The following is a 4,872-nucleotide window of genomic DNA, read 5'->3' as shown; positions in this document are numbered from 1 at the left end:
GGCACCGGCGGCCGGGTCATCCCGCTCCGCCCACCCGCTTCGCGACCTTCGCCGCGTCCCCACGCAGGTAGTGGGCCGCGCAACCGCGCCGGCGCCCCCAAGCAGAACCGCCCCGCCGCCGTCCCCGAGGCCACCGACTTCACCGTGGTCCAGGGCACCCCGGCCCGGCCCCCGGCGGAGTCCTTCGGCGAGCTGGACCTCCCCAAGGGGATCCTCGCCGCGCTCACCCGCGAGGGCGTCACCGCGCCGTTCCCGATCCAGGCCGCCACGCTGCCCGACTCGATCGCCGGGCGCGACGTGCTCGGCCGCGGCCGCACCGGCTCCGGCAAGACCCTGGCCTTCGGCCTGCCGCTGCTCGCCCGTACCGCCGGGCGCCGCGCCGACGCCCGGCACCCGCTGGCGCTCGTCCTGGTGCCCACCCGCGAGCTGGCCCAGCAGGTCACCGAGGCGCTCACCCCGTACGCGACCGCCGTCAACCTGCGGATCACCACCGTCGTCGGTGGCATGTCGATCAACCGGCAGGCCAACGCGGTGCGCCGCGGCACCGAGGTGCTGGTGGCGACCCCCGGCCGCCTCGACGACCTGATCGGGCGCGGCGACGTCAACCTCTCCGACGTCGCGATCACCGTCCTCGACGAGGCCGACCAGATGGCCGACATGGGCTTCCTGCCGCAGGTCAGCAAGCTGCTGGAGCAGGTCGCCGAGGGCGGGCAGCGGATGCTGTTCTCCGCCACCCTGGACCGCAACGTCGACCGGCTGGTCAAGCGCTTCCTGTCCGACCCGGTGACCCACTCGGTCGACCCCTCGGCCGGCGCGGTCACCACCATGGACCACCACGTCCTCCAGCTGGAGCAGGCCGACAAGGCCTCCGCCACCGCGCACATCGCCTCCCGCGACGGCCGGGTGATCATGTTCGTGCACACCAAGCACGGCGCCGACCGGCTGGCCAAGCAGCTGCTCGCCAACGGCGTGAAGGCCGCCGCGCTGCACGGCGGCAAGTCCCAGCCGCAGCGCAACCGGGTCCTGGACCAGTTCCGGGACGGACACGTCACCGCGCTGATCGCCACCAACGTCGCCGCCCGCGGCATCCACATCGACGGCCTGGACCTGGTCGTCAACGTGGACCCGCCGGTCGACCACAAGGACTACCTGCACCGCGGCGGTCGCACCGCCCGGGCCGGCGAGTCCGGGACGGTCGTCACCCTGGTGCTGCCCGAGCAGCGCCGCGAGGTCAACCGGCTGATGACGGTGGCCGGCATCCGCCCGACCGTCACCAAGATCCGCCCGGGCGACGCCGACCTGGCCCGGATCACCGGCGCCCGCACGCCCAGCGGCGTCGCGGTGACGCTGGCCGTGCCGGTGGTCGCGGACCAGGCCGCCTCCGGTGCGGCGCAGGCCGGCGCCGACAAGCCCGCCAAGTCCGGCTCCCCGCGCCGCCGGCCCGGCAAGCGCTCCGGGCTGCCCACCGACGTCGACATGAACGGCAACCCGCGCCGCCCCCGCCCCAAGCAGCGCCTCGGCGCCGCCGCCCAGGGCGAGCGCCCGCAGGCGGCCGGGTTCATCGGCCGCTCCTCGGGCCGCCCGAGGCCGGGCAGCGGCTCCAAGTCGGGCTCCAACTACGGCACGGGCCGCCAGCGCCGCAAGGCGGACTGACGCCCCTCCGTAGCGACGTCCTTCCACACCGACGTGCTTCCGCACCGACGCGACGGCCCGGTTCCCCCGTACGAGGGGAGCCGGGCCGTCGTGTCGTCGGGCCGGGACCGCGCTACACCGCCACCGGCGCGGGGGCCAGCCGGCGCAGCCGCTCCTCGGTGTCGGCGTCGTGCGGGGACATCACGATCAGCTGCAGGCCCTCGGCGGCCATCAGCACGTGCTGGTCGATCCGCAGCGGGCCCACCTCCTCGTGCCGGATGACCTTCTCGGTGCCCGCACGCTCCGCCACCTGGTGCTCGTCCAGCCAGCGGTCCGCCTCCGAGTACGCGGCGCGCACCCGCCGGATCAGGCGGGCCAGGTGGCGCCCGGCGGCCGTCGCGTCCCCGCCGCGCTCGGCGTAGGCGGAGCGCAGCTGCGCCAGGAAGCCCCGGGCGTGCCCCTCCCAGTCCTCCAGCCGGGCCCGGTGCACCGTGTGGCCGAACACCAGCCAGGCCAGGTTGCGGTCCTGCGGCGGGCGGCCGGTCAGGCCGAACAGCGCGTCCGCGCCCCGGTTCCAGGCCCGGACCTCCCAGTCGGCGTCCACCACGAAGGCCGGCGCGGGCCACTGGGCGTGCATCAGCCGCAGCAGCGCCGCCGGCACCTCGGTGGGCGCGGTGCCCCCGGTGTCCTGCGGGTGGCTGCCGGCCAGCCGGAACAGGTACGCCGTCTCCGCCCGGTCCAGCCGCAGCGTCCGGGCGAGGCTCGCCAGCACCTCCGGCGACGGGTGGATGTCCCGCCCCTGCTCCAGCCACGTGTACCAGGTCACCCCCACCCCGGCCAGCAGCGCCAGCTCCTCCCGGCGCAGCCCCGGGGTGCGCCGCCGCACCCCGGGCGCCAGCCCGACGTCCTGCGGCGTCAGCCGCGCCCGGCGGCTGCGCAGGAACTTCGACAGCGCCGTACGGCGCGTCCCCGCGTCGTCCACGTCCACCACGTCCCCCGTTCTTCCTGGTAGTCGAACTACCAGTATTCCCACGCACTGCCGCGGGCCGGCCGGCCGCACGAGGCTTGATCACGTCAACGGACCGCACACGCGAGGGAACACCGATGATCCACCGTCAGCACCGTACCGCCCGCCGGGCCCTGACCGCCGCCCTGGCCGCGGCCGCCCTCCTCGGCACCGCCGGCGCGCTGCCCGCCGCGGCCGCCGGCCGCCCGGCCCCGGCCGTGGTCCAGGGCCACGCGCCCACCCTGGTCCCCGAGGCGGGCGACTGGGACGCCGCCCACCACCGCTTCCTGCTCGGCTCGCTGCGGCACGGCACCGTCTCCGCCGTCGGCACCGACGGGAGCGTGCGCACCCTGGTCGACGACCCGGGCACGCTGGTCGAGACCGCCGGCCTGCGGATCGACCGGGCCCACCGCCGGGTCCTGGTCACCAACCTCGACAACGGCCTCGGCGAGCGCAGCGGCGCCGCGACCCAGGGGAGGATCGCCGGGATCGGCGCCTACGACCTGGACACCGGCCGCCGCCTCTTCTACACCGACCTCGCCGCGGTCGCCGGCGACGGCGGCGGCCACATGGCCAACGACATCGCGATCGGCCCGGACGGCACCGCGTACGTCACCGACTCCGTGGCCCCGGTCGTCTACCGGGTGGCGCCGGACGGCACCGCCGCCGTCCTGGTGCGGGACGCGCGACTGGCCCCCGCCCCCGGGGCGTACGGCCTCAACGGCATCGTCCACCGGGACGGCCGACTGCTCGTCGGCAAGTGGGACGACGGCACCCTGTGGCAGGTGCCGCTGGGGAACCCGGCCGCCGTGCGGCGCGTCGAGGTGGCCGGCGGGGCGGCGGACTCCCTGCTCCACCTGGACGGTCTGACCGGCCGCCCGGACGGTTCCCTCGTGGGCGTCACCAACGCCTTCGCCGGCTCCGGCCGGGACGCCGTGGTCGAACTGCGCTCCGCCGACCACTGGCGCACCGCCCGGCTCACCGCCGTCCGCCCGTCCGCGGACGCCACGCCCACCGCCCTCGTCCCGGGCCCGGCGGGCCGCCTGTACCAGCTCTCCGGGGGTCTCGCCGACGCCGCGGCGGGCCACCCGTCGGACGCCTTCACCCTGCGCCGGATCTGACCCGGCCGCGGATCGCCCGACGGCCCGGCTCCCGCTCGTCCGGGAGCCGGGCCGTACGGTATCCGGCCGGATCGGCCGGGCGCCCGGCCTGCCCCGGGTGTTCCGGAGCCGTGGCGGCCACGTTCCGTGCGTGGACGGACCGGTGGCGTGATCGTCACCCCGCCCGTTGACCGTGGACACGGCCTGCCCGAAGCTTTCGCGCGGCCCACATGAAGATCGCATTATCGCCATGAGTGCTTCACATGTGGGTCGTCCGGTTCACCCTCCCCGGAAGGACTCCCCATGCGTCGAACCGCCGCCCTGTTCGCCACCGCACTGCTCGCCGGTGCCGCTGCGCTGACCGCGCCCGCCGCCGGTGCCGCCGAGAGCACGACCCGGACCACGACGAACAGCACCGTCCCGGGCCCGGGCGGCGTCGGGAGCTGCACCGTCGACGACGCCCCCCTGAACCCCGTCGGCACCTGTACGGGCATCGACCCGATGCAGACCTGGCGCGTCGGGGTCTCCTGTTCGGGCTACGACTGGACCTGGCACGTCCCCATCTACGAGTCCTCGGTCGGCAGCTGGGTCACCGGCAGCGGAAGCGGTACCTCCGGCTCGTGCCGGTACCCGCTGACGCCGGGTCTGGGCTGGATCCAGTTCGGTCCGGCGGTTCCGGCCGGGCCGACCGGTCAGATCACCGGGATCGCGGGCAAGTGCCTGGACGTGCGCGGCGGCAGCACCGCGAACGGGACCCAGACCCAGATCTGGGACTGCCTGGGCAACGTGAACCAGACCTGGAAGGTCGGCACGGACGGCACCGTGCGGGCGGTCGGCAACTGCCTGGACGTCGAGGGCGGGCGCACCGGCAACGGCACGCTGGTGCGCACCTGGGAGTGCAACGGCAGCGGCGCCCAGAAGTGGCAGGCCCGTTCGGACGGTTCGCTGGTCAACCCGCAGTCGGGCCGCTGCCTGGACGTCCGGGGCGTCTCCAGCGAGAACGGCGCGGTCCTGCAGATCTGGGACTGCTTCGGCGCCACCGCCGCCAACCAGGTCTGGCACCTGCCCGCCTGACCCACCCCTGCCCCCCTTGCGGCGGGGGGGGGGCGCCCCCCCCCGCCCCCCCCGCGCCGG

4 protein-coding genes are annotated in these 4,872 nt (G+C 75.9%); 3 read left to right on the top strand and 1 reads right to left on the bottom strand.

What is annotated here, in order from left to right; genetic code table 11:
- Nucleotides 1–18 precede the first annotated feature (18 nt).
- Complete coding sequence (locus tag ABZW03_RS37305; protein WP_355268792.1) at nt 19–1,653, top strand: DEAD/DEAH box helicase; 1,635 nt, start codon at nt 19–21, stop codon at nt 1,651–1,653.
- Between the two features lie 112 nt (nt 1,654–1,765).
- On the opposite strand, the gene ABZW03_RS37300 is transcribed toward ABZW03_RS37305, so the two are convergent.
- On the bottom strand, nt 1,766–2,623 hold the full coding sequence (locus ABZW03_RS37300) for a helix-turn-helix transcriptional regulator (RefSeq protein WP_355268790.1): 858 nt from the start codon (nt 2,621–2,623) through the stop codon (nt 1,766–1,768).
- Between the two features lie 113 nt (nt 2,624–2,736).
- On the opposite strand from ABZW03_RS37300, the gene ABZW03_RS37295 reads away from it, so the two are divergent.
- On the top strand, nt 2,737–3,759 hold the full coding sequence (locus ABZW03_RS37295; protein WP_355268788.1) for a hypothetical protein: 1,023 nt from the start codon (nt 2,737–2,739) through the stop codon (nt 3,757–3,759).
- 282 nt (nt 3,760–4,041) lie between these two features.
- Entirely contained in the window at nt 4,042–4,812 is a 771-nt protein-coding gene (locus tag ABZW03_RS37290; RefSeq protein WP_355268786.1) for an RICIN domain-containing protein, read from the top strand.
- Nucleotides 4,813–4,872 lie beyond the last annotated feature (60 nt).

The sequence above is a fragment of the Kitasatospora sp. NPDC004799 genome (assembly GCF_040609095.1).
Taxonomy (GTDB): Bacteria; Actinomycetota; Actinomycetes; order Streptomycetales; family Streptomycetaceae; genus Kitasatospora.
Note: the sequence above shows the minus strand (reverse complement) of the source record. Positions and strands in the feature narration are given on the sequence as shown.

Excerpts from the sequence above, each read along its gene's own strand:
- ABZW03_RS37295 (WP_355268788.1), top strand. The coding sequence starts at position 2,737 with ATGATCCACCGTCAGCACCGTACCGCCCGCCGGGCCCTGACCGCCGCC.
- ABZW03_RS37290 (WP_355268786.1), top strand. The coding sequence starts at position 4,042 with ATGCGTCGAACCGCCGCCCTGTTCGCCACCGCACTGCTCGCCGGTGCC.